General features: G+C 61.3%; 22 protein-coding genes, 1 tRNA gene and 1 pseudogene. 4 read left to right on the top strand and 20 right to left on the bottom strand.

Annotation, left to right across the window (positions count from 1 at the left end):
• Positions 1 to 565 precede the first annotated feature (565 nt).
• Positions 566 to 1,266: pseudogene (locus tag E5720_RS20630) on the bottom strand (IS6 family transposase).
• A gap of 176 nt (positions 1,267 to 1,442) precedes the next feature.
• Here E5720_RS20630 and E5720_RS20625 point away from each other — a divergent pair.
• Positions 1,443 to 1,967, top strand: coding sequence for a restriction endonuclease (locus tag E5720_RS20625; protein WP_136172170.1), 525 nt, complete (start codon positions 1,443 to 1,445; stop codon positions 1,965 to 1,967).
• On the opposite strand, the gene E5720_RS20620 is transcribed toward E5720_RS20625, so the two are convergent.
• Both E5720_RS20620 and E5720_RS20615 read right to left on the bottom strand, forming a co-directional pair.
• A protein-coding gene (locus E5720_RS20620) for an IS3 family transposase (protein WP_247596069.1) occupies positions 1,928 to 3,183 on the bottom strand; the annotation gives its coding sequence in 2 pieces (ribosomal slippage) (positions 1,928 to 2,910 and positions 2,910 to 3,183; 1,257 coding nt in all). The genes E5720_RS20625 and E5720_RS20620 overlap by 40 nt on opposite strands.
• A gap of 252 nt (positions 3,184 to 3,435) precedes the next feature.
• Complete coding sequence (locus E5720_RS20615; protein WP_136172169.1) at positions 3,436 to 3,750, bottom strand: hypothetical protein; 315 nt, start codon at positions 3,748 to 3,750, stop codon at positions 3,436 to 3,438.
• Between the two features lie 495 nt (positions 3,751 to 4,245).
• Between E5720_RS20615 and E5720_RS20610 the strand changes: the two genes are divergently transcribed.
• A complete protein-coding gene (locus E5720_RS20610) occupies positions 4,246 to 4,896 on the top strand; it encodes a DUF2510 domain-containing protein (protein ID WP_168708389.1) in 651 nt (216 codons plus the stop codon).
• Positions 4,897 to 5,198: 302 nt separating this feature from the next.
• Positions 5,199 to 5,735 carry a hypothetical protein gene (locus tag E5720_RS20605; protein ID WP_136172167.1) on the top strand — a complete coding sequence of 179 codons (537 nt, stop codon included), beginning with the start codon at positions 5,199 to 5,201 and terminating at the stop codon, positions 5,733 to 5,735.
• Positions 5,736 to 6,032: 297 nt separating this feature from the next.
• On the opposite strand, the gene E5720_RS20600 is transcribed toward E5720_RS20605, so the two are convergent.
• Positions 6,033 to 7,288, bottom strand: a protein-coding gene (locus E5720_RS20600; RefSeq protein ID WP_136172166.1) for an IS3 family transposase whose coding sequence is annotated in 2 segments (ribosomal slippage) — positions 6,033 to 7,015 and positions 7,015 to 7,288 — 1,257 coding nt in all. Because the reading frame shifts where the segments join, the coding sequence is not laid out codon by codon here.
• Between the two features lie 302 nt (positions 7,289 to 7,590).
• On the opposite strand from E5720_RS20600, the gene E5720_RS22370 reads away from it, so the two are divergent.
• Positions 7,591 to 7,710: a hypothetical protein gene (locus tag E5720_RS22370; protein WP_348769860.1), complete on the top strand. Its 120-nt coding sequence runs from the start codon at positions 7,591 to 7,593 to the stop codon at positions 7,708 to 7,710.
• A gap of 379 nt (positions 7,711 to 8,089) precedes the next feature.
• Here the strand turns inward: E5720_RS22370 and E5720_RS20595 are convergent.
• The 16 genes from E5720_RS20595 to E5720_RS20520 form a co-directional block, all read right to left on the bottom strand.
• Positions 8,090 to 8,163: transfer RNA gene (locus E5720_RS20595), tRNA-Pro, on the bottom strand.
• A gap of 85 nt (positions 8,164 to 8,248) precedes the next feature.
• On the bottom strand, positions 8,249 to 9,691 hold the full coding sequence (gene der, locus E5720_RS20590; protein ID WP_136172165.1) for a ribosome biogenesis GTPase Der: 1,443 nt from the start codon (positions 9,689 to 9,691) through the stop codon (positions 8,249 to 8,251).
• Positions 9,688 to 10,371 (bottom strand): (d)CMP kinase, encoded by a 684-nt coding sequence (cmk, locus tag E5720_RS20585; protein ID WP_136172858.1) that lies wholly within the window; start codon positions 10,369 to 10,371, stop codon positions 9,688 to 9,690. Before cmk ends, der begins: the two co-directional genes overlap by 4 nt.
• On the bottom strand, positions 10,371 to 11,633 hold the full coding sequence (locus E5720_RS20580) for a pseudouridine synthase (protein ID WP_136172164.1): 1,263 nt from the start codon (positions 11,631 to 11,633) through the stop codon (positions 10,371 to 10,373). Before E5720_RS20580 ends, cmk begins: the two co-directional genes overlap by 1 nt.
• Positions 11,634 to 11,646: 13 nt before the next feature.
• Positions 11,647 to 12,339, bottom strand: a complete 693-nt coding sequence (scpB, locus tag E5720_RS20575; protein ID WP_136172163.1) for an SMC-Scp complex subunit ScpB — start codon at positions 12,337 to 12,339, stop codon at positions 11,647 to 11,649.
• The gene (locus tag E5720_RS20570; RefSeq protein WP_247596366.1) at positions 12,332 to 13,141 is read right to left on the bottom strand and encodes a segregation/condensation protein A; all 810 of its coding nucleotides are present in this window, start codon (positions 13,139 to 13,141) and stop codon (positions 12,332 to 12,334) included. The genes scpB and E5720_RS20570 overlap by 8 nt, the downstream gene beginning before the upstream one ends.
• Positions 13,142 to 13,173: 32 nt before the next feature.
• Positions 13,174 to 14,262 carry a ParA family protein gene (locus E5720_RS20565; protein WP_247596068.1) on the bottom strand — a complete coding sequence of 363 codons (1,089 nt, stop codon included), beginning with the start codon at positions 14,260 to 14,262 and terminating at the stop codon, positions 13,174 to 13,176.
• Between the two features lie 100 nt (positions 14,263 to 14,362).
• Entirely contained in the window at positions 14,363 to 15,277 is a 915-nt protein-coding gene (gene xerD, locus E5720_RS20560; protein WP_136172162.1) for a site-specific tyrosine recombinase XerD, read from the bottom strand.
• Positions 15,278 to 15,282: 5 nt separating this feature from the next.
• Positions 15,283 to 15,921, bottom strand: coding sequence for an NUDIX hydrolase (locus E5720_RS20555; protein WP_136172161.1), 639 nt, complete (start codon positions 15,919 to 15,921; stop codon positions 15,283 to 15,285).
• Positions 15,918 to 17,657 carry a CTP synthase gene (locus E5720_RS20550; protein WP_136172160.1) on the bottom strand — a complete coding sequence of 580 codons (1,740 nt, stop codon included), beginning with the start codon at positions 17,655 to 17,657 and terminating at the stop codon, positions 15,918 to 15,920. Before E5720_RS20550 ends, E5720_RS20555 begins: the two co-directional genes overlap by 4 nt.
• A gap of 155 nt (positions 17,658 to 17,812) precedes the next feature.
• Positions 17,813 to 18,760: a copper transporter gene (locus E5720_RS20545; protein ID WP_136172159.1), complete on the bottom strand. Its 948-nt coding sequence runs from the start codon at positions 18,758 to 18,760 to the stop codon at positions 17,813 to 17,815.
• On the bottom strand, positions 18,757 to 19,941 hold the full coding sequence (gene steA / locus E5720_RS20540) for a putative cytokinetic ring protein SteA (RefSeq protein ID WP_136172158.1): 1,185 nt from the start codon (positions 19,939 to 19,941) through the stop codon (positions 18,757 to 18,759). The genes E5720_RS20545 and steA overlap by 4 nt, the downstream gene beginning before the upstream one ends.
• A gap of 208 nt (positions 19,942 to 20,149) precedes the next feature.
• Entirely contained in the window at positions 20,150 to 21,916 is a 1,767-nt protein-coding gene (gene recN / locus E5720_RS20535) for a DNA repair protein RecN (protein WP_136172157.1), read from the bottom strand.
• Between the two features lie 3 nt (positions 21,917 to 21,919).
• Entirely contained in the window at positions 21,920 to 22,864 is a 945-nt protein-coding gene (locus E5720_RS20530) for an NAD kinase (RefSeq protein WP_136172855.1), read from the bottom strand.
• A 79-nt stretch (positions 22,865 to 22,943) separates the two neighbouring features.
• Complete coding sequence (locus E5720_RS20525) at positions 22,944 to 23,774, bottom strand: TlyA family RNA methyltransferase (protein WP_136172156.1); 831 nt, start codon at positions 23,772 to 23,774, stop codon at positions 22,944 to 22,946.
• 1 nt (position 23,775) lies between these two features.
• Entirely contained in the window at positions 23,776 to 23,997 is a 222-nt protein-coding gene (locus E5720_RS20520; protein WP_136172155.1) for a hypothetical protein, read from the bottom strand.
• Positions 23,998 to 24,001 lie beyond the last annotated feature (4 nt).

The raw sequence follows: 24,001 nt of genomic DNA, 5'->3' as shown, positions 1-24,001 counted from the left end.
TGTCGGGCTGACAGGAATTGAACCTGCGACCCCTTGACCCCCCAGCTAGATGCGACGGCTTTTGGTGGGTCCACCTGAGACCACTACCGCAGCCCCACCAGTACGAACGGTGTGCGGGCACAGGGCAGGCTGATCATGTGAAACGCTCATCCACCGCCGTCCCCACGCATACACAATCAGCACCCAACCGTCCTAGACAGCCTTTAGCGCCGTCGAACGTGACCGGACGGCCGCAAGGTGTGACAACGTCGCGACACCGATGACAAGGTTGAGAAAGCGATCGTCTGGAACTAACGCGTTGCGCCAAGGCACCAACCGTTGGATGCTGGATAGTTCCTGCCCTGGGCAGCCACCGAGACCGCCGCAGGATCGGCCGACATGACATCGTCGACTACGAAGAGAAAGACGAGGACAACCCGCAATCCCGAACACGGACACCATCATGGGCCCCATCCACCCGGGGCGAAATCCTCCTCGAGGAGGCACTGTCACGTTAATTGAAACCTAGCAGCGAAGCCTGTTTGGGACAGGCAGCTACGGGGCTACGCCGGGTCGCCGTTCACTTTCAGACGACGGCGTCGGTCGCGGTGATCTCCTGCCAGACCGTGAAACGATCGGCCATCTCAGCACGCCATTCGGGCGCCGTCAGTCGGTGGCGGCAGGGCCGGAAATGCGGTGAGATACCAGAGAACGCGGACAGAGGAATCGTTGCGCGTGCCCGACCGAGGTGAACCGTTTCATCGCATGTTCTCGCTGCCTGGTGGGTTGATGCGAGTTCTCGGCCCGGTTGTTCAAGTATTTCGATCGGCGATGCTCGACCGAGGCCAGCAGTTCGCGGTGCGCGACCTGGTAGCTGCCGAGCTTGTCGGTGACGATCACCCGCGGCACATACCGTAAGCCCTTGAGCAGCTTACGGAAGAATCGCTTGGCGGCGTTGCCATTTCGTCGGGACTGGACCAGCACATCGAGCACGTTGCCGTCCTGGTCGACTGCGCGCCACAGATAATATTGGCGGCCATTGATTCGGATGTACACGTCGTCGAGGTGCCACTTGTCGCCGGGCCGGGACCGCCGTCGACGCAACTGGTTGGCGTAGGCCTGCCCGAACTTGGCGCACCACCGCCGGATCGTCTCGTAACTGACCACGACACCGCGTTACAGCATCATCTCCTCGACTTCGCGGAAGCTGAGCGGGAACCGGAAGTACAACCACACACAGTGGCTGGTGATCTCGACCGGGTAGCGGTGGCCCTTGCACGACAGCATCGAGGTGCTCACCTCGCCGATTCTCCCAGATTGCCGCGTTCAACAACGTGACAGTGCCTGACTGGCCGAATCTGCCAGAGACCCTACTAGCCTGAAACGAGCAATCCCAACAACCAGCCACACGCTGACGGTCGGCGCCGTTTGGGCCGTCTACCGATTACGAAGGAGAAACGTCGGTGCCGTTCATCACAACGCCTCGTGAAGCCGAAATCAACGCTGCACTTCACATGCAAAGACTCGGTTTTGCCGATGCGTACGTTACATCGATCGGACCCGATGGTGGGGTCGACGTGCGATCCATCAGCGCGATCGCGCAGGTCAAGTGGCAAGGTTCTCAGGTTGGACGGCCAGCCCTCCAGCGGTTGATCGGTGCCCGGGGGCACCAGGTAGATCTGATTGCGATCTTTTACACCGGTTCATCGTATTCCAGGCACGCGTTGGAGTACGCAGATCTGATGGGGATGGCCGTGTTCACCTACCAACAAGATGGGTCTGTCTACCCATCGAACGGCGCTGCTGGCTATCTGGCGTCGACATCTGTAGAACGTCAGACTGACATTGAAAAGGATCAAAGTGCATCTGCGGCCGCAAGAAATCAAGAGCGCGCGATGCAGGAAGATCAACAGCGGCTTCGTGAACCGTCCCGGGTTTCTTGCCGCTCCTACGCTTGCAACATCTCCGGGCGGAGTGCCGATTCTTGACTGTAGTAGACCTCCTCGAACTCTTCTGGTGTGAGGTAGTCGAGGGTGCTGTGGAGTCGGCGTTGGTTGAACCAGTCGACCCACCCCATCGTGGCAAACTCGACATCGTCGATGGTCTTCATCGGCCCGTTCAGGAACGGGCTCCGCTTCGATACCGCCTCCGTCTTGAATAGCCCAATTGTGCTCTCCGCCAACGCATTATCGTAAGCATCCCCGACACTTCCGATCGACGCTGCAATACCCTCGAGCACAAGCGTTTCCGCGAACGCGATCGAGGTGTATTGGCTGCCGGCGTCGCTGTGATGAATGAGGCCGGGTCCGACGCGGTGTCCACCGTGATCTCGTCGCCACAGTGCCATCTTCAACGCAGTGGTGACCATAGTGGTGTCTTTGACCGTCGAGGCGTGCCAACCGACGATAGCTCGGGAGAAGCAGTCGATGACGAACGCGACGTAGACGAACCCCGCCCACGTTCTGGTGTACGTGAAGTCGGTGACCCACTTCCGATTCGGGGCCTCGGATGTGAAATCACGGTCGAGCAGGTCCGGGGCCCGTGTGGAGTTCTTACCGCCCTGAATCGTGGTGCGGTGCCGCCTGCCTCGGACAACGCCGGACATACACTCGTCGCCCATCAGTCGGTCGACTGTGCAGGCAGCCGCGCTATGGCCCTTCCTGCGCAGGTGGCGATACATCTTGCGGCGGCCGTAGAGCTCTTCAGGTTCGCCGACCGTGTCGCGGAGCGCGGCGGTGAGGTACGCGTCGGAGATCGCGCGGGCGGACGGTGGTGCGCTCTTCCAGTTGCGGTACGTGCGTGGGGCGACCTGCACGCCGTGCTCGGTGAGCACGCGGCAGATCGACTCGACCCGGTAGTTCTGTGCACGCATCTGATCGATGAACTGGACTATCTGCGGCGGCGAGGGTCGAGCTCCCTCGCGAAGAAAATCGATGCCGACTTCAGAATTTCGTTGGCTTCCTTCAGATCTCGGTTCTCACGCTCGAGTTCCTTGATGCGCTGTTGCTCCTCGGTCGTTGCACCGGGAGCTTGGTTGGCATCGATCTGAGCTTGGCGTGTCCAGAGCCGGAGTGACTCCGCGCCGACACCCAATTTCGGTCCGATCGCCTTGCACGCGCCGTACACGGAGTTGTACTCGTGGAGATGGTCGAGGACCATCCTCACCGCACGCTCACGTTGCTCGGCCGGGTAACGCTTCGACATGTGCTTCATCCTTCACAAAGAACGAAGCGGCATCAAACCCGGGACGGTTCATCGGAGGCGTGGGGTTTTTGTGGTGAATCCGGGAGCCAAGATGAGGCCTGATGCTACTTTCACATTTGCGGCCGATGATGCAAGCTTCACACAGAAGAAGAAGCACCAATTCGTGAACTGGCTGAGGAAGACCGGGGCGATCTAGTTACCCGCTTTTGCCGGCGGCGCTCAAAACAATCCGCGAGTGCGGACCTCACGCACCTATTCCTTGCATTTTCGTGGAACCGACTGGGCACCTGCACTTTCGAGAATCTCGATTCGGCTATTGAGCCGTTCGATCCTCATGCGCACGCACCAGATGAGTTCGACGAGGCTTTCCTGCATGACCGGGATATCCATGATGTCGGACAAGTCCCGCCATAATTCCATAGTCGATTCGCGATAAGAATCGTAGTTGGCTTGTAATGCCACTAGCTGCACCTCTGCCGGTACCCGATCCTTCACGCCCGGTCCGTACGGCGGTGACTCCTGGCCGCGCCACGGAGACCACCGCGATTGGACCTCGGCCTCAGTCATCGCGGACAGTCTGTTTAGCAACTCACCACATGCGTCGGGTGATGCGAAGACCGTTTCAAGACATCGGTGATAGTCCGGTGGCTGCATCTGCTTTTGTTCCGGCATGGCCATCGCTCCCGCGTACTCCGTCCGAGGACGAAGATTTCGAGTTTACTCCCGGCGGCTCGTTGCGGCGAGGGGAGGGTTGTCCGGCTGAGTCTGATGGGTCTAGATTTTCGGCGAGAGCGAGTGTGGGCGTGCTGTCAGTTCGCGGGCAACGGTACCCAAGCCCGTATTCGATGAGTTCGCCTCCGATACCGCCTAGTGAGGAATTTCATCCGTTTTGTCGATGGTCAAAACGCACACCCAAACCCGCAGGAAGCCGCTGAGGCAGGATGCCGCACGGAAGGGAAGGAGCGGTTGCCACAGTCGGGTCCATCAACCTGAGTAACGTATTTATCTAGCTTGAGCGACTAAGGGTTGACAAAGCAGAACAGCAACTTCGATGGGAACTCGTTGAACGACTCAGATAGCAGCGACTCGACCGCTGACGCTGGCGTACCAGAAGGCTGGCACGCAGACCCCTCCGACAGCAGTATCGAACGCTGGTGGGACGGTAAGGGTTGGACCGGTGCCACCCGACCAGCGCCCGTGCAGCAGTCGCCGTCCACCTATGCGCACAAGACAGCAAGAACGCGAATCGCTGTAGCCGTCGGGATTGCGATCGTCGCCACCATTGCCGGTCTCGTCGTATGGACGGTCACCGGCAACGACGAACAAGAGGGCTCAACGGCTGCGGACGCCTCGACGAGCGCGCCCGCCGTCCAATCGTCGAGCGATGACTGGTTTGCTGCCATCTGCGCTCCCGGCACTTTCGACGATGGCGGTGCCTACCAGAGCCTTCCGAACTCAGCGGACGGAACGGCTCAGTGCCGATCGAAGGTCATTGCAATCGCCGGCCGAGCGAGTGGTCCGATGGTGTACATCGGCTCGTACGACTCTCAATTCAAGCTCGAACAAGATTTGCTCCGGAAGGGAAGCTACGCAACGTTGACGACGTCGGATGGCAACACAGTGCTGTTCGCTCTGCCCCGGGAAATCCCCGGGAGCAGGTCCGTTCTTTACCCTTTGGAAAAGTTTGGTTTCGAGATACAGGTCCGCGACTAGCGCGCGCAACCACGCCACCACGCCCACCACGAAGCTGCGTCTCGGCGCAACTCGGGCAAACCCTTCGCAGCTCGCCGCGCTGGCCAACGACGCCCATGGCCGCGGACCACTGTTCGGGATCCGAGGAACCGCGAATACCAAAAGGACGTGTGGAATGCGCGAACACTCGGCGTCGTCGTTCGCGCAGAGTCGAACAACGTCCTCGCGCCGCCCCACCACCTCGTTGAAGGTGTAACGCTTGTCGTACATGCTCGATGAGTGAGGTAGTCGTCGGGGATCGACACAAACGAACGGGCATACCCATGTACAAGTTTCTGACCATCGCAGCAGCGGCCGTACTGTCTTTCGGCCTTGTATCTTGCGCCCAGAATGATGGTAAGCCTACGTCGGATCCGGGCACAGGGGTGAACGCTCCAAGTCAAGACGGTACCTCCGCGCCGGCAACAACAGCAGAATCAACAAACTCCGTTTTTGGGCAAGCGTTCACGTTCAAGAACGGTCTGTCGGTCGGAGTCAGCGGGCCACAACCGTTTTCGCCAAGTGCTTCGGCATCGACCAGAAATGCGCAAGGAGAATTCGTATCGTTCGATGTGACGATCGTCAACGGCTCTGCGGACAACTACGAGCCGGCGATGTTCTCTACTTCACTGCAGAGCGGCAATACCGAGGCCGATCAGGTATTCGACACAGCAAGCGGGATTGGCGGTGCGCCGTCAACAGTTCTACTTCCATCCCGCGAAAGCCAGTTCACCATTGCCTTTGAGGTCTCCGATCCAGCTGACCTTGTTCTTCAAGTCAGCCCTGGTTTCGAGTACCGGAAGGCGATCTTCACCAACTGATCGACCGATGAGGCAATGCCTTTCTTGAGACCAGCACTCTCCGCAAAAACCTCGGTGATCGGCATGTGTGGGCGACCGCTCCAAAGTGGACGGTGGGCGCGTACTGATCAAGGTCGCGTTTGGAGCCGACTGCGTAGCGCGGTGGGGGTAAGGGCTTTAATTGTGTTCACGGTGCCGTATATAGTCCGGCCGGATACCAGTTGGCCCGACAAGTTTCGACGCTTCTCCCTGCGGGGTGCGCGCGACCGTACTGCGAGAGAAGTGTCAGTGTGAACCGTCCCGGGTTTCTTGCCGCTCCTACGCTTGCAACATCTCCGGGCGGAGTGCCGATTCTTGACTGTAGTAGACCTCCTCGAACTCTTCTGGTGTGAGGTAGTCGAGGGTGCTGTGGAGTCGGCGTTGGTTGAACCAGTCGACCCACCCCATCGTGGCAAACTCGACATCGTCGATGGTCTTCATCGGCGCGTTCAGGAACGGGCTCCGCTTCGATACCGCCTCCGTCTTGAATAGCCCAATTGTGCTCTCCGCCAACGCATTATCGTAAGCATCCCCGACACTTCCGATCGACGCTGCAATACCCTCGAGCACAAGCGTTTCCGCGAACGCGATCGAGGTGTATTGGCTGCCGGCGTCGCTGTGATGAATGAGGCCGGGTCCGACGCGGTGTCCACCGTGATCTCGTCGCCACAGTGCCATCTTCAACGCAGTGGTGACCATAGTGGTGTCTTTGACCGTCGAGGCGTGCCAACCGACGATAGCTCGGGAGAAGCAGTCGATGACGAACGCGACGTAGACGAACCCCGCCCACGTTCTGGTGTACGTGAAGTCGGTGACCCACTTCCGATTCGGGGCCTCGGATGTGAAATCACGGTCGAGCAGGTCCGGGGCCCGTGTGGAGTTCTTACCGCCCTGAATCGTGGTGCGGTGCCGCCTGCCTCGGACAACGCCGGACATACACTCGTCGCCCATCAGTCGGTCGACTGTGCAGGCAGCCGCGCTATGGCCCTTCCTGCGCAGGTGGCGATACATCTTGCGGCGGCCGTAGAGCTCTTCAGGTTCGCCGACCGTGTCGCGGAGCGCGGCGGTGAGGTACGCGTCGGAGATCGCGCGGGCGGACGGTGGTGCGCTCTTCCAGTTGCGGTACGTGCGTGGGGCGACCTGCACGCCGTGCTCGGTGAGCACGCGGCAGATCGACTCGACCCGGTAGTTCTGTGCACGCATCTGATCGATGAACTGGACTATCTGCGGCGGCGAGGGTCGAGCTCCCTCGCGAAGAAAATCGATGCCGACTTCAGAATTTCGTTGGCTTCCTTCAGATCTCGGTTCTCACGCTCGAGTTCCTTGATGCGCTGTTGCTCCTCGGTCGTTGCACCGGGAGCTTGGTTGGCATCGATCTGAGCTTGGCGTGTCCAGAGCCGGAGTGACTCCGCGCCGACACCCAATTTCGGTCCGATCGCCTTGCACGCGCCGTACACGGAGTTGTACTCGTGGAGATGGTCGAGGACCATCCTCACCGCACGCTCACGTTGCTCGGCCGGGTAACGCTTCGACATGTGCTTCATCCTTCACAAAGAACGAAGCGGCATCAAACCCGGGACGGTTCAGTGCGCGCGGCCATTCCGACGGACTCAAGTGCCGGGCGCGGCAAGTTGAGCACGATCTAGGCCAAAGACGCGCATGAAGGGGACATGGTGGCGCACGCACCTCAGGACGCTCGACAAGAAACCGGGCAGAACCAGGATGCTGACTCAACTGACTCGGCCTCGGGCGTCGGCGTGCAGCCTGCGAAGAAGTCTTCTGAAAGGCCGCTGCAGTCGCTGACCCCTAGTACGAAGAAAAGCACCACGGCACCTATCTGAATCGCCTAGAACAGGCGGTAAAGGACCCGAACAACCTGAACATTGCGCTGACGGGCCACTACGGCGCGGGTAAGTCGAGCGTGCTCAACGAGTTTGAGGCAACCCAGACGTCCTAGACTCCGACAATCCTTGACCCCAAAGGCGGACGGGCTGAGATCCACTGCTGACAGGTGGAATGCGAGGTCTGTCAAGCCCCACGACCGAATGATGAAACTCGGTCTAGCTCGTCTGGGCAGTTAATTTCCAGCAAATCGCCACTCTCTTGAAATCTGCGCACGTACTAGGCGGTACATCCACGTCCAATACAAGCGCATCGGCCGCGAAAACATCACCAGAGAGGTGGTCTCGGAGCTCGAAGTGACCGGATGACCACATGGATCCAGGAACGTAGTTACGAAGGAGTTGTGACAACTCGTGACACCGAGCCCATTTTCGGCCAAAAAAAGGCGGCTTCGGATTTCTCCGAAACCGCCTCTGACCTGTACCTCATCACTGTCGGGCTGACAGGAATTGAACCTGCGACCCCTTGACCCCCAGTCAAGTGCGCTACCAAGCTGCGCCACAGCCCGCCGCGCCCCGTAAGGCGCTTGATGAGAGTACCTCAGCCCCGCCTCTGAGCGGAAATCGCCTGCTCAGGGGAGGGGCTGAGTGGGATCAGCGCTTGTGACCCTTGCCTGGCCGTTCGCGCTTTTCGCGGATGCGGACCGAGACGCGGACTGGGCTGCCGTCGAAGTTGAACTCTTCACGGAGGCGACGTTCGATGAAGCGTCGGTATCCGGCCTCGAGGAAGCCGGTGGTGAAGAGCACGAACGTCGGTGGACGCGTCGTCGCCTGGGTTGCGAACATGATGCGCGGCATACGGCCCCCACGCATCGGCGGCGGGGTGGCCGCCACAACTTCCTTGAGCCAGTTGTTGAGTCGTCCGGTCGGCACGCGCTTGTCCCAGGACTCCAGGGCAGTCTCGAGCGCCGGAACGAGCTTCTGGACTGCGCGGCCCGTCTGAGCCGAGATGTTGACGCGCTGCGCCCAAGGCACGCGAGCAAGATCGCGATCGATCTCCTTCTCGAGCATCTGGCGACGGTCGTCGTCGACGAGGTCCCACTTGTTGAACGCCAACACGAGCGCTCGACCAGCGTCGGCGACCATGCTGAGCACTCGGAGGTCTTGCTCGGAGATCACTTCGGAGGCGTCGATGAGCAAAATTGCGACCTCGGCGGCCTCGATGGCCGACTTGGTACGCAGCGATGCGTAGAACTCGGCACCACTGGCGTGACTGACGCGCTTACGCAGACCTGCAGTGTCGACGAATCGCCAAGTCTTGCCACCCAACTCGACCAACGAGTCGACCGGGTCGACGGTAGTCCCAGCCACCTCGTGGACTACGGAACGCTCGTCACCGGACAGCTTGTTGATGAGTGAGGACTTGCCTACGTTCGGCTTACCGACGAGCGCGACGCGACGCGGTCCCCCACCGGGGATTCCCTCGCGGGGCGTCTCAGGCAACGCGTCGAGAACACGATCGAGGAGATCGCCGGTACCGCGGCCGTGAGTAGCCGAAACCGCCAGCGGCTCACCGAGGCCCAGTGACCACAGGGCGGCAACTTCGGACTCGGTGCGACCATCGTCGACCTTGTTGGCTACCAACAGAACCGGCGTCTTCGAGCGTCGAAGCACCCGGGCGACAGCCTCGTCGGTGGTGGTGGATCCGACACGCGCATCGACGACCAGGAGGATCGCGTCAGCGGTCTTCATCGCCAGTTCTGCTTGGCGGGCAACGGATTGCTGCAGGCCCTTGGCGTCGGGTTCCCAACCGCCGGTGTCCTGCACCAGGAAACGCCGTCCAGCCCAGTTCGCCTCGTAGGAGACGCGGTCCCGCGTCACCCCTGGCACGTCCTCGACCACTGCTTCACGACGGCCGATGATGCGGTTGACGAGAGTGGACTTGCCCACGTTGGGACGTCCGACCACCGCGAGGGTAGGAACGGCGACTTGTACTTCGCCGTCCTCGCCTTCGCTGAGGTCGACCATTTCCCATTCGCCCTCGTCGCTCCAGACGCCGTCGCCGGCTGTTTCGGAGCCGTAGAATTCTTCGGTCACTGCATTGCTCCAGTTCTCTCGCTGACGACCTGGAGCAATGCGGCGACAACGCCGTCCATGTCCAGTTCGCTCGTATCCACGATCACGGAGTCTTCGGCGGGCCGCAAAGGAGATACGGCGCGGGTGGAATCAGCATGATCACGGCGTTGGACGTCGGCGAGGACTGCTTGATAGTCGTCGCCCCGTCCTTCGGTGGTGTTCTGTTTGTTTCGACGATCGGCGCGAGCCTCGGGAGAGGCTGTCAGAAAAACCTTGACGTGCGCGTCGGTCAGCACGACTGTCCCGATGTCCCTGCCCTCCACGACGATTCGCGGTTGGGCCGAAGAGATTTCACGTTGCATACGTACGAGAATCTCCCGTACACGTGGAACTGCGGACACAGCCGAGACCGCTTGGGTCACAGCAGCTCCGCGAATCTCGGAGGTGACATCTTCGCCGGCCAACGTCACTGCTTCGACGGCCGGATCGGTTCCGATGTCCAACGGCAGGGTCTCGACGACGTCGGCGACCTTGTCTGCATCGGACGGATCGATGCCAGCGCGCAACACCCACACCGTCGCCACGCGGTACATCGCACCGGTGTCGAGGTAGCGAGCGTCGAGCGCAGTCGCCAACCGTCGTGAGACCGTCGACTTCCCGGTTCCCGACGGCCCGTCCATCGCAATGACGAGACTGTCCATCACAGCCCGACCGACTCGTAGAGCTTGCCGATCTCTCCACGACCGAGGACCCGCAGCGTTCCCGGTCGCTGGTCACCGAGGGAGATGTTGCCGACGTCGGTGCGTACAAGACGTCCCACGGGGTAGCCGACCTTCTCGAACATGCGCCGCACGATGTGCTTGCGGCCCTCGTGCAAGGTGACACGTACGAGCGACTTGCCTTCGTTGACGTCGAGAAGCGAGTAGCCGTCGACCTTGACAGGGCCGTCGTCGAGAACGACACCCGAACGCAACTGCTTGCCGACGTCGCGCGGGATAGTTCCATACAGCGTGGCGAGGTAAGTCTTCGACACCTCGTACGACGGGTGCATCAGGCGGTGAGCAAGATCACCGTCGTTGGTGAAGAGAAGAAGGCCCTCGGTGTCGGCGTCGAGGCGTCCTACATGGAAAAGTCGCTGTCCCGCCTGAACACGTTCGGAAACGATATCGCCGACGCACGGACGTCCCAGATCGTCGGACATCGTGCACTGCCATCCACGCGGCTTGTTCATCGCGAGGTGGACGAGCTCCTCCTTGACGACGACTCGAGTGCCGTCGACGCGGACGACAGCGACATCTGGATCGATACGGATTCCTTGCTCGGTGACGATGCGTCCGTCGACCTCGACACGGCCGTCGGCGATCAGTTCTTCGGCAGCGCGGCGCGAAGCAACCCCGGCCTGAGCCAGAACCTTCTGCAGACGCACGCCTTCACCGCGGGGCACGTGGCGCCGCTTGGTGTCGGGTTCGATGTACTGATGCTTCGCGGGCTTCGCGTTGCTGATCGTCGTCGTCGGAGTCTGCTTCTTCTGCGGCTTCGGCGGCTTGGGGCGCGAAGGCTTCTTACGTGGAACCGCATCGTTACTGCGATCGTTGATGCCCGTATCGACAGGCTGGTCCTCGAACGCGGGATCCACGAAAGGCTTGTTCACATACGGTTTGCGCTGCTCAGCAGGCTTACGTGGCCCGGTGGGTCGCCCTGAACCGCGAGGAGAATCCTCTCGACGCCCACTCGAGGCACCGCGTGGACCATCGTCACGACGTCCTGAAGCCCCGCGTGGAGCTTCGTCCCGACGTCCTGAAGCCCCGCGTGGAGCTTCGTCCCGACGTCCTGAGCCGCGGGGCGCATCGCCGGTGCGACGACCATCCCGAGGGCTTTCCGACCTACCTGCGGCCGGCTTCCGACGGGGATCTTGTCTTTTACTTCTGTCCGGTGTGCCATCACGGCGAGCGGGCTTGTTCACTTCTTGTTACCTATCAGTCGTCCGAGTCGAGCTCGGATACCGGATCGGGTTTCGATCCGCGGTTCTTGGTGGAGCGTAAAACTCTCGGTTCGGTGTCCATGCTGTCGCTGATCTCGTCGATCAGATCCACACCTGGCAGCAACGGTGCCAGCGGCGGGAGGTCCGTCAGCGACGCCAACCCAAGCCGTTCGAGGAACAACTCGGTTGTCGAATACATGGTGCCGTTCGTTTCCGGATCCACTCCAGCTTCCGAAATCAAACCGCGAGCGAGCAACGTGCGCATCACTCCGTCTACGTTGACTCCTCGCACGGCACTAACTCGCGAGCGCGTCAACGGTTGACGATATGCGATAACGGCCAGAGTCTCCAATGCCGCGCGTGTGAGTTTCGACCGAGCGCCGTCGAGGAGTAGCCGTTCGACGTACGGCGCGTAGGCCGTGCGGGTGTAGAAACGCCATCCGTCGCCCGCATATCGGAGATCGATTCCACTGCCTCGTTCGGTCAGTTTCTCGGCCATCCGCTTCACCGTCCGCTTCACCCGACGTGCGTCGCATCCGACCGCCGACGCCAACTGCTCGTTCGAGGCGGGCGAGTCGACTACCAACAGGACGGCTTCGAGCGCAGCCTCGAGCGTCGCGTCGTCCAGCTCTTCGCCGGACTCGAGGCCGGTCGACTCTTCACTCTCCGAAAGCTCTTTCTCATCCATAGTCCACCGCTGACACCAGCACTCCGTCCACCTTCTCCGTACCGGTCCAGCTCACCGACAACTCCCCCAACGGCTCGGGCTGCTCGAACACGATGACCTGCTCACGGAACAACTCGAGCAACGCAAGGAAACGCGCAATGATCTCGACAGGGTATTCGCAGCCCTCGATGATCTCACTGAAAGTCGCCCACTGCCCCGAGCCCTTCCCCTGAAGCAGATTCATCACCCACGCGGCCTGCTCGGGCACCGACACCGCGTGCTGATGAATGTGATCGAGACCTACCTGCGGAATCGGCTTCGGCCGGAACGCGGTCGCCGCGATATCGGCGAAACGAGCCGGGTCGACGCCGAGTAGTACTTCCGGAATCAGGTCCGCGAAACGGTCCTCGACGGACACCGACCGTGGATATCGACGCAGTGCGGCGGCTTCGAGCTCACCGAACAGCATCGCCACCTGCTTGTACGCGCGATATTGCAGCAGCCGGGCGAACAGCAGATCACGTACTTCGAGCAAAGCGAGGTCCTCGGCATCCTCGACATCACCGGATGGCAGCAGCCGTGCCGCCTTGAGATCGAGCAATGTGGCTGCGACGACGAGAAATTCCGTCGTCTGATCAAGGTCCATAGCTTTGCCGAGCGACTTGGTGAACGCGATGAAATCGTCTGTGACGGTGTGTAACGCGACTTCGGTGACATCGAGGCGATGCTGACTGATCAGCGTCAACAACAGATCGAACGGTCCTTCGAAGTTGAGCAACCGAACACGAAATCGTGACGGATCCTCCCCACCTGGAACCTCGATTCGAGCGTCGTCGGGGGTGGCGGCAGACACGATCAGGGACCGGACCGGTATATCACCTCTCGGGCCAGAGCCCGATAGGCTTGGGCCCCTGCCGATTTCGGTGCCCACGTGGTGATCGGCTCGCCTGCGACGGACGTCTCGGGGAAACGCACGGTCCTGGTGATCACTGTGTCGTACACGACGTCGCCGAACACCTCGACCACCCGCGTCATCACCTCACGCGAGTGCAGTGTGCGGGCGTCGAACATGGTGACCACAATGCCGGCAAGCTTGAGCCGTGGATTGAGCCGATCACGAACCTTTTCGACGGTGTCGTTGAGCAGCGCCAATCCGCGCAGGCTGAAGTACTCGCATTCCATCGGAATCAGAACTTCGTCGGCACACGTCAGTGCGTTGACGGTGAGCAATCCGAGGGAGGGCTGGCAGTCGATCAACACGTAGTCGTATCGATCGAGAATCGGGTGGAGCACCCGACCGAGAGTCTGTTCGCGACCGACCTCGGTGACCAACTGAATCTCGGCCGCCGACAGATCGATGTTGCTCGGCAGCAAATCGAGATTCTCGACGCGCGTCCGCATCAGGACGTCGTCGGCGGACACTTTCGGTTCGACGAGGAGGTTGTAGACCGTGAGGTCGAGCTCGTGGTGTGCGACACCCAACCCTGCAGACAGCGCACCCTGCGGATCCAGATCGACCAGAAGCACTCGACGACCGTAAGCAGCCAGCGAGGCACCCAGATTGATGGTCGACGTCGTTTTTCCGACGCCACCCTTCTGGTTGCACATCGCGATGATCTTCGCCGGTCCGTGACTGCTCAGTGGCTGCGGTTCGGGAACCGGTCTGGTCTTGCGACCGGTCGGGCCGAGAGTGTCGACAGGAGGGATGACGTCCTTACTCTCACGAGCGGACTCGGGCTGCCGGGTATGAAAGAGAGCTCCTTCGCTTGATGAATGGAGCGGGGTGAGCCCGTCGGGCGTTGCCTCGTAGGACTTGTTCGAAGAAGCTGTCGACGGCGAAGCGACCGGAGCCTGCTCGCCCCAGGTCCGTCCAAAACCTGACTCCGCCGCTGGCGGCTGCGGTGTCGACACGTTCCAGCGCTCCCCTGTCCGTTCGTTGATCATGCATTCGCCTCGTGCCTGCGGGCACAAAAGATGAAATACGCTCCCAAGAACGTACCGCGTGACACTGCGGCAGTATCGCCGGACACGCACAAACGTGTCCTCACCTCGCACGAGGATGAGCTCCCGCCCATACCTCCCGCAGCGTATTCACCGTCACGAGCGTGTAGATCTGGGTTGTGGTGACCGAGGCATGCCCGAGAAGCTCCTGCACCACACGGACATCTGCCCCGCCGTCGAGTAGATGCGTCGCAAACGAGTGTCTCAGGGTGTGAGGGGAGACCGGCGTGGTGATGCCTGCACGCTCGGCTGCCGTATGCAGTACCTGCCAGGCACTCTGCCGCGACAACCGACCACCGCGAGCATTGAGGAACAACGCGGGAGTCGACTTCGTCGCCAGAGCGGGCCGCCCTCGAACAAGATACGCGTCCACAGCCTCGATAGCGGGTCGGCCTACCGGTACCAGACGCTGCTTGTCACCTTTGCCGTGAAGCAGCACTGATCGCGTGTCGGTGTCCACATCGTCGACGTCGAGACCCACGGCTTCGGAAATGCGGGCACCGGTCGAATACAACAATTCGAGGATCGCCTTGTCACGCAAACCACGAGGGGCATCCGCACCCTCGGCGATGGCCGATTCGAGAATCGCGATCACCTGGTCGAGTGGAAGCGACTTCGGCAGCCGACGACTCGGGGTCGGCGGCTTGACGGCACTGGCCACGTCCGAAATGGTGAATCCCTCCGCGGCCGCGAATTTGTGAAACCCACGAACCGCAATGAGAGTCCGTGCTGCGGAACTTGCAGCCAAAGGTAGGAACTCGTCACCACCTCGCCGCAGATACAAGACGAATTCGGTCACATCCGATTCGGATACCTTGGCCAAATCGTCGATGCCGTGGGCAGTGAGAAACACCTCGTATCGCCGAAGGTCTCGGCGATACGAGGACAGAGTGTTCTTCGCCGACCCACGCTCGACCTCGAGGTGATCGAGATAGGTCGAAATCTGTTCACTCAGCACGGCGACTACTCGTGCGAATTCTTCCGACGCTCGAAAGTAGTCGGCAGATCCGGCCACGGAGCATCGGCGGGGCGCAGGCTTGTCGACGCTACCCTCGAGGCGGCCAGCGCCAGAATGCCCGCCACCGCACTTGCATTCACGAACTCACCGGACAGAGCCCGGCGAACCGCGTCGTCGACCGGCACGTAGGACAACACGATGTCGGCCTCTTCGTCGTGTGCATCGGGCCGCTCGACTTCGGTCAGATCCTCGGCCAGAAACACTCGAACGCACTCATCGGTGAAGCCCGGTGACGCCAAAACATCGACGAGTACCGACCAGCGGGCAGCGGAAAGTCCTGTCTCCTCGGCGAGTTCGCGCTTCGCCGCATCGACGGGCGGCTCATCGGTCTCGTCGAGAAGACCGGCAGGCAACTCCCACAGACGTCGCCCGATCGGATGTCGGTACTGCTCGATCATCGCGATCCGACCCTGGTCGTCGACCGCCACGACGGCTACTGCGCCGTGGTGCTCGACTACTTCACGCTCGGCCTCTCGGCCGTCCGGCATCGTGACCTGATCCAATCGCAAAGCGAGAATCGCGCCCTCGTAGACGGTTGTCGAACCGAGAGTCCGAAACTCGAACCGGCTGTCCTGCTCGCTCATCCGTTGCTTTCAGCGGTCACTTCCGGCACCGACACCTCGAACTCGGCGTCATCACCGTGAATATCGACCGGAAGCCGCTCGGCTGCCTTGTACTTCAACGCCGCGTTGACCAGTGCTGCAAAAAGTGGGTGCGGCCGCGTCGGCCGGCTCTTGTATTCCGGGTGAGCCTGCGTGCCGACGAAGAACGGATGCATCGACGTCGGAAGTTCCACGAACTCGACGAGGTGCCCGTCAGGGGAAGTTCCGCTGAACACCAGACCACTCTTCGAAATTCGGTCACGGTAGGTGTTGTTGACCTCGTAGCGGTGACGGTGACGCTCGGAAACTTCGGTCGACCCGTAGGCGCCTGCCACGACCGAACCCTTCAACAAGGTCGCCGGGTACGCGCCCAGTCGCATAGTTCCACCGAGGTCTGCCTCGCCTGCGACAGCATCTTCTTGATCGGCCATCGTCGAGATGACAGGGAACTCGATGTCCGGCTCGAACTCCGCCGAGTTGGCGTCGGTCAGTCCGACCGAGCGTGCTGCTTCGATGACCATGCACTGCAAACCGAGGCACAGTCCGAGCAGAGGCACCTTGCGGGTACGGGCAAAGCGGACAGCGCCCAGTTTGCCTTCGATGCCCCGAATACCGAATCCACCCGGAATCAGCACTGCGTCGACATCACCGAGCGCAGCTTGCGCGCCTGCGGGGCTCTCGCACTCGTCGGACGGAACCCACTTGATCTCGACCTTCGCACGATGTGCGAAACCGCCCGCACGCAACGCCTCGGTGACCGAGAGGTACGCGTCGGGGAGATCCACGTACTTGCCGACAAGGGCAACACGCACGGTCTCGCGTGGCTCGTGGACACGTTCGAGAAGTCCGCCCCACACCGTCCAGTCGACGTCGCGGAACGGCAACCCGAGCTTGCGCACGACATACGCGTCCAGGCCCTCCTTGTGCAGAACCTTTGGTATGTCGTAGATCGACGGTGCGTCGGGAGTGGAAATACAGGCTTCGACATCTACGTCACACATCAGTGCGATCTTGTTCTTCAGGCCAGGCGGAACGTCGCGATCGCACCGCAGAATGAGTGCATCGGGTTGGATTCCGATGCTCCGCAGGGCTGCGACCGAATGCTGAGTCGGCTTGGTCTTGAGCTCACCTGAAGGCGCGAGGAACGGCACCAGGGAGACATGCAAGAAGAAGACGTTCTCACGACCGACGTCATGACGGACCTGACGTGCCGCTTCGAGGAACGGCTGCGACTCGATATCGCCGACGGTGCCGCCGATCTCGGTGATCACCACGTCCGGTTGATGGCCCTGGAGATCTGGACCGTTCATGGCAAGGATTCGACGCTTGATTTCGTCGGTGATATGCGGAATGACCTGGACGGTGTCGCCCAAGTATTCGCCGCGACGCTCCTTGGCGATAACCGTCGAGTAGACCTGACCGGTCGTGACGTTTGCGAACCCGGACAGGTCGCGGTCGAGGAACCGCTCGTAGTGTCCGACATCCAGATCAGTTTCGGAGCCGTCCTCGGTGACGAAGACCTCGCCGTGCTGGAACGGATTCATGGTGCCCGGATCCACGTTCAGATAAGGATCGAGCTTCTGCATCGTGACGCGGAGGCCACGAGCTGTCAGTAGCTGGCCCAGGCTCGAAGCCGTGAGGCCCTTGCCAAGAGACGATGCGACGCCTCCGCTGACGAAGATGTGCTTGGTGTCAGAACGCGACTGAAGGCGTGACAATGATGCTCCCGTGACGTATCTGCAGGGCGTGCTCCCACCAGTGAGCTGGCAAGAGAGGTAGTGCGTAGAACATGGGCCTGCTACCCACGGGACTTCACGGTAACACCAATGCTGCCCAGAGAGCGAACGACGCGCATATTCTCAGTACCTAAATTTCATCGAGCCGGTGCACCGACGGTGACGGCTGTCGAGTTCGGGCCGGTCCCGTATCGGCCCGCGGCTCCATCCAACTGTTCCTGCAATGCCAGCGCCGTGGTGATTCGGCCGGCTTCCCTGTCCACGTTGTCCACCGTGCTCACAGCTGCGGACAACGCCGAATCCGCGCGCACCACAGCAACCGGCCCATTGCCCTCTGCTGCTCCGGAACGGCCGGCCAGTACTACACCTGCGCCCCTGGCGTCGAGGCCGCCGGTAAAGCGCGCGACGATCGCACCACGGTTCCCGTCCTCGGCACCCACATCGCCTGCTCCGGTCACGACGACCGCCAGCTGGGCGGGAGCCACTGCACCGTTGTCGTACGCAATGAAACCTCCACTGCGCAGCGTTTCGAGTGCGAGTGCGAGTTCCTCCGGGGTGGACTGAGGCGCGGCCGTCTTCGCATCGAGCAACAGAACCGAGCCCATCAGGTCGCCCGCCATACTCCCCTGGTCGACAGATCCGGTGCGCAATTGAGTACCGGCAGGCACGACATTGGTCAGTCGAGTACGAAGATCGTCACCGCTCGCCGCGGTGACGAACGAATCCGTCAACGACACCCGGCCCGTCACAGCCGCGCCCGACGCCTCTATCGAACGAGTAACACCGTCGACGTCGCCCGGATTCGCGTCCGGCGTGGTAATCACCACCACGCTGCGACTCGCCAACGCGTCGCGTACGACTCGGCCCGACACCGCCGCATCGAATCCATCAGCCGAATTGAGCTGCTCGCCGAGCTGATTGTTCGTACTTTGAAGCGAATTCACCTCGGTCTCGAGGTCGGACTTGTCGTCACGGAGTCCCGACACTAGACCACTGGACAACAAACCTGACCCGAGCACCACTCCGATAGCCAACGCGATGAAAATCGCTGCGATCGAAATGGCATGTTGGCGCATAGAAATCACGCCAGCAACCCCTGAACCCACGTTGCGAAGCGGTTCCACACGTCGATAGTCCAGTCCAGGACTTCACTGCCCATATTCGATACGACCAAAGCAACGATGACAGCAACCAGTGCGGCAAGAATCAGTAACGCAACAGCCCCGCCTGATACGCGACTGCGGTACAGCGTCGCAACAGCCTTCGAGTCGACCAGTTTGGCACCGACCTTCAACCGCGTCATGAACGCCGCCGGGTTGGTGTTTCGCCGGCCACGATCGAAGAATTCGTCGAGGCTGGCAGGGCTTCCGACGGTCACGATCAGCGACGCGCCGTGATGGTCGGCCAGCAACAACGCCAAGTCGGCAGGCGCGCCAGTGGCCGGGAACGTCATAGCTCCGATGCCGAGATCCTGAATGCGTTCGAGTCCGTTCGCATGCCCGTCCGAGTCAGCCGGAAGCACCACTTCTGCACCGCATTTGAGCGTCTGCGCACTGATGTCATCAGGGTCGCCGACGATGAGGTCCGGCTTGTGCCCAGCCTTCATCGCCGTGTCGGCGCCCGCGCCGACACCGATGATGATCGGCGAATACTCTTTGATGAACGGCTTGAGCGCCTTGAGGTCTTCGGCATGGCCGGGTCCGTCGACTACCACCACGACGTGCCGGTCCTGCAAGTCGAGCTCGATGTCCGGGACACCGACGCCGTCGATGAGCAACGGGCTTTCGGTTCGGATGAACTCGATGGTGTTGCCAGAGAACGCTTCGAGATGGTCGACCAAGCCGGTCTTTGCCTCGATCATCCGATCGGAGATCTCTGCTTCACTCTGCTCGTCGCCTTTGGCGAGACGACGATCACCGGTGTACACGCCGCCCTCGTTCAGGCGAATCTTGCTGCCGTCCTTGATCTTTTTGAACACCTCGGTGCCGGTGGAGTCGATCAACGTAATTCCGTTGGCGACGATCACCTCCGGGCCCAGGTTCGGATAGCGACCCGAAATGGACGGCGACGCGTTGACTACCGCCAAGACGCCCGCAGCAACCAAGGCATCAGCAGTAAGTCGATCCAGGTCGAGTTCGTCGAGGACGACGATGTCCCCTGGTCCCACTCGCTTGAGCAATTTCGACGTGTTGCGATCGACCCGGGCGATACCACTTATTCCGGGCAGCGAGTCCTGAGTTCGTGATAACAGAGCCGGCATCTTCATGAGTCCCATGATGGGTGCTTCGATGGGCCCCATGAAGGAGGCGCGCCGAAACAGCTACCACACCGTCCACACGATTCACACACGCACCAGCCGATCTTACGTCCAGAAACTGCGATCAGGTCGGTTTTGAGCCGGTATTTCACCCCTGCGCCCTAAAAAGCACATTGAATCGGGCAAGCTGAGACCACATCGATCTCGTTGCATCCGGCTAGTCAGCACGCTCGGCGCGGGCAGTTGCCAACAATTCCTCGGCATGAGCTCGACCGGTCTCGGTGTCGTCCAACCCAGCCAGCATTCGGGCTAGTTCGACAACGCGCTCCGAAGCGGACAGTGATTTGACTCCACTGTTGGCCGCGCCTTTACGCGAGTCGGCCTTGTCCACCACAAGATGAGTGTCGGCGAAAGCTGCAACCTGCGGCAAGTGCGTCACCACGATCACCTGGTGTGTGCGAGCCAACCTGGCGAGCCGTCGGCCTACCTCGACGGCTGCGCGCCCACCGACTCCTGCGTCGACCTCGTCGAAGACCATCGTTGCGCCCTTGTCCGATCCTGCGAGGACGACTTCCAACGCCAGCATGACGCGCGAAAGCTCACCTCCCGATGCGCTCTTGCTGATGGGTAGAGCTTGCGCGCCGTCGTGTGCGGACAATTTGAACTCGACTTCGTCCACACCATTCTGACCGGCGTGCAGCTCCGCACCTGCGATGTTCAGCGGCGCATTGTCTTGCGGCCCTGCGACTGCAACGCGCAGATCGAGTTGCAGCTTCGCCTTACCCATCGCCAGACCTGCAAGCTCGACGCTGACTGCCTTGGCAAGTTTTGCGGCGGCCTTGCTCCGTGCCGAGGTGAGTTTGGTTGCGGCTGTGGCCACCTCGGCAGCTGTCTCGTCCACTCGTCCGGACAGATCTGCCAACGTAGTGGCAGAGACGTCGATGTGCAGCAATCGCTCACGAGCGTCATTGGCCCATGCGATGACGCCATCGACGTCGGCAGCGTACTTCCGCGTCAACCCTTTGAGCTCGGATTGGCGATTGAGCAACGTTTCCAGGGCACTCGGATCGGACGGCAAGTCCGACAGATATGCAGTGAGATCCGCACCGATGTCGGTTACTACAGCCATGGCCTCGTTCAACCGGGGAAGCAGATCGGTCAACGCAGCGTCGTCGGAACCCTCGAGCTGCGTGCGTGCCTCACCGAGTAGATGGAGAGCCGACATCGCCCCGCCCGTTTCCTCGACAGCACCGACCAGTGCAACACCTGCGCCTTCGGCAGATTCGCGCAGCGAGTCCAGATCGCCGAGTCGGCGGACATCGGCAGCGATGGTCGAATCTTCCTGTGGCTGCGGCGCCACGCCGTCGATCTCCTGGATGCCGAACTGCAATCGATCCGCCTCCTGAGCGAGCTCTCGGCTCCGCTCGGTCCGGTCGATCAATTCGGTCCGTGCTGCCAACCATGCGGTGCGGGCAGACCGGTACTTCTCGAGCAGACCGGAGACGGACTCGCCCGCAAAACGATCGAGAGCCTCGAGTTGGCGATCGGCACGCAACAGCCGTAGCTGATCATTCTGGCCGTGCACGGTCAGCAACGGATCGGTGAAACCGGACAACACTGCGGCGGGAACGCTCCGTCCGCCCAGGTGCGCACGCGATCTGCCGTCTGCGTTCACAGTGCGCAACGCGATGATCGATTGGTCCTCGTCGCGCTGAGCACCAGCCGACTCGAGTACTTTTTCGACCTCGTCGACAACCTGCGCCGAGGCGGTTTCAGTACTGAAGCGACCTTCTACGACGGCCCGATCGGCGCCGACCCGCACCCGCCCGGCGTCAGCACGCGCTCCGGACAACAGATGCAAACTGGTGACAACCATCGTCTTACCGGCACCCGTTTCGCCGGTGAGCACGGTCAGTCCTTCATGGAATTGTGCACTTGCGGCTGCAATGACACCGAGGCTGTCGATTCGAATTTCTTCGAGCATTCTCTACCTCGCCCTCCCCCGCCATCCCTTGATGGGCAATGCAAACTTGGTCACCATTCGATCGGCGAAAGGCGCCGAATCCAGTCGGACCCATTTGATCGGCTCGGCGCCCCGGATCACCTCTACGCGTCCGCCCGCCGGCAGCGTCAGAGTTCTCCTGCCGTCACAGAACACCAGAGCCTCATGACCGCCGGCATCGGTCTCGACGGCAATGAAAGAATTGGGACTGGTCACCAACGGCCGCGCAAACAACGCATGTGCATTGCTGGGAACCACAAGAATCGCTTCCAGTTCCGGCCACACAACTGGCCCGCCCGCCGAGAATGCGTACGCAGTGGAACCTGTCGGAGTGGCGATGAGTACGCCGTCACAGCCGAATGCCGACACCGGACGGTCGTCGACCTCGAGTACCACCTCGAGGACACCGAGCCGAGAACCGTTCTCGATGCTCGCTTCGTTCAAGGCCCATCCTCGTCCGACGACCTGATCGCCGACGCGAATGTTGATATCGAGAGTCATCCGATTCTCGATTCGATAGTCACCGCTCACGACGCGAGCCAACGCGTCCTCGAGATGGTCCGCCTCGGCCTCGGCGAGAAATCCGATACGCCCGAGGTTGATCCCAAGAACGGCGATGGACGCCGCACGAGCGAGCTCGGCTGCACGGAGAAACGTCCCGTCGCCTCCGAGCACCAGCACCAATTCACAACCCAATGCGGCATCGGGGCCGAATTCGACTACCTTGAGCTCGAGCTCCTCCACCAGTGCAACCTCGGCTTCACGTACCCCGGAAGCCTCGATGCGGCTCGAATGCACCTCATCGACGAGTACCCGCAATCTGATACCAGCTTCGCCGAACACCTTTGCGACTCGAAGCGCCGTCTCGGCGATATCGGGCCTGCCCGGGTGGGCAACCAGCAATACCTCGCGAACCGGCACAGGCTGCACTGTCGGATCTGGCGTCGTCACCGTGGTCCCTCTGTTGTCGTGGGCCCGTGCCAGTGTCCCCTGGCGGCGCTACGCACTGTCACTGTGGCCCTTCTTCTACCGCGCGCTGCACCAGCGCTGCAGTGTCGTCGCGCACAGACTCGCTCGGGTGCACGACAGACTGCGATCGTAACCACAAAAAATACTCGACGTTGCCCGACGGCCCCGGGAGCGGACTTGCCGTCACTCCTTTGAGGCGGAGACCCAGCGCAGCCGCCGCTTCCGCGACATCGACGACAGTCTCGGCTCGCAGAGCAGGATCGCGGACGACCCCTCCCGATCCAACACGGTCCTTGCCGACTTCGAACTGAGGCTTCACCATCAACGCGAGGTCGGTTTCCGGGCCTGTGCAGGCTACGAATGCCGGTAGAACCAGCTTGAGCGAAATGAACGACAGGTCGGCCACGATGACCTCCACCGCACCACCGATCGCCTCTGCGTCGATGGAACGTACGTTGGTTCGATCGACTACATGCACACGTTCGTCGGACTGCAACCGCCACACGAGCTGGCCGTATCCGACGTCCACCGCGACGACCTCACGTGCGCCCCGACTCAACAGGACATCGGTGAACCCACCCGTCGATGCGCCGGCGTCGAGACAGCGTTTTCCTGCTACCGAGAATCCTGACTGTTCGAACACATCGAGCGCACCCAACAACTTGTGGGCACCACGCGAGGCCCAATTCGTTTCATTGTCCTCGACGGTGACGAGCAATGGCGTGCCCGGCTCGATTGCCGTTGCCGGTTTGGTGGCTACGGTGCCGGCGATCTTGACCCGGCCGGCCTCGATGAGGTCGACTGCATGTTCACGTGAGCGAGCCAACCCTCGACGTACGAGTTCGGCGTCGACGCGTGCGCGCCGCGCCACGTCAGCTCTTGTCCACTGCAGACAATGCCTGAACCAGAACTTCGTGTGCGTGGTCCAGAATCTGCGCATGCGTATTCAAGTCGCCGAATGACGCGTCCGCCGAAGGAAGTCGAGCCAACAACTCGTCGACCTCCGCTTCGACGACGCTCGGATCGACTGCGGGCATATCGGCTCGACCGTCGTGCTGACGGTGTTGCCCTGGGAGTGGAATCGACGCGCTCATCGTC

The sequence above is a fragment of the Rhodococcus sp. PAMC28707 genome (assembly GCF_004795915.1).
GTDB lineage: Bacteria > Actinomycetota > Actinomycetes > Mycobacteriales > Mycobacteriaceae > Rhodococcoides.
The sequence above is the reverse complement of the archived record's forward strand: the minus strand, read 5'-3'. Positions and strand labels throughout refer to the sequence as shown.